A 1,270-nucleotide genomic window follows, 5' to 3' on the forward strand; every position below is an offset into this window, starting at 1 on the left:
CAAAATTTCGCCGCTACGCTCCTATCATTTCCCTATTGCTAATACTGGTTTTCTAGCTTGTTCTTCGGCACAGTCCATTAATACAGCTCCTATTAATCTGAACGCTGATTGTGTGTTAGGAAAAATGCGTATTACCCTTTCCCTTCTTCTAACTTCTTGATTTAACCGTTCTAATGAATTTGTACTGCGAATAAATTGGTGAAACTTTTTAGGGTGAGTCATATACTGAACGGCATCTTCGAAGCCTTCTTCTAATGTATTTATTGCTTTTTCTAATTTAGGATTATCTTTAAATTGATCTAGAAATTCCTCTTTAAAATTTCTTGCGTCTTCAATAGTCACGGCTTCAAAAATTCTTTTTAATCCTATTTTGACCTCTTCCATTCCTTTCTTGGGTAATTGGCAAAAAATATTTCGTTTAAAATGAACTGTGCAGCGTTGCCAGGTTGTCCCCACAAACTCTGTTTCAATAGCCTTTTTTAACCCCTTATGTGCATCAGATATAACTAATTTAGGTGATTGTAAACCGCGTGCTTGTAAATGCTGAAAAAAATCTTTCCAAGCTTCATAACTTTCTTTATGATCAACTTTTAAACCTAGGATTTCGCGTTCGTTATTCTCATTAATAGCAGTTGCGATATAAACTGCCTTAGACACCACGCGATGATGCTCCCTCACTTTGATGTACATGGCATCCGCAAAAATATAAGGATAATACATAGTATTAAGTGGTCTATTAGCCCATTGATTTACAATTGGATCAAGCTTTTCTGTGAGAGAGGAAACAAACGATTTTGAAAAACTCTCTCCACATAATTGTTGTACAATATTCTTCACTTTTCGTGTAGATACTCCATTCACAACCATTTCTAGCATAGAAAGAAGAAACGCTTGGTCGCAGCGAGCATACCTCTCAAAGACGGATGGTGAAAAATCCCCGTTGCGTGTACGAGGTACTTTTAAGGTTAATTTTCCAATACTCATAATGAGATCTCGTTCATAGTAACCATTTCGATAATCACGACGGTCATTGGTCCGTTCATAAGCTGCAGCGTTTAAATACTTATCTCTTTCATCTTCCATAACTGAATTTAGCACCAGAACGACAGATGCTTTGACAACTGCATCGATATTTGAATTCATAATAGAATCTTTTAAATCCTCAATATTTAGGTTAAACTGGAACTGGGTCAAATTAATTCCTCCTCATTGTTTTCGTCGCTGATAACATTGTAGCCATGAGGAATTAATTTGACTCATTTTGTTTTTA

At 35.9% G+C, this 1,270-nt stretch carries 1 protein-coding gene; it reads right to left on the reverse strand.

Annotated elements, in window-relative coordinates; genetic code table 11:
- Positions 1–24: 24 nt before the first annotated feature.
- The gene (locus CHI06_RS28955; protein WP_095252072.1) at positions 25–1,194 is read right to left on the reverse strand and encodes an IS256 family transposase; all 1,170 of its coding nucleotides are present in this window, start codon (positions 1,192–1,194) and stop codon (positions 25–27) included.
- Positions 1,195–1,270 lie beyond the last annotated feature (76 nt).

The organism is Bacillus sp. 7884-1, from assembly GCF_002272245.1.
In the GTDB taxonomy this organism is placed as follows: Bacteria; Bacillota; Bacilli; order Bacillales; family Cytobacillaceae; genus Neobacillus.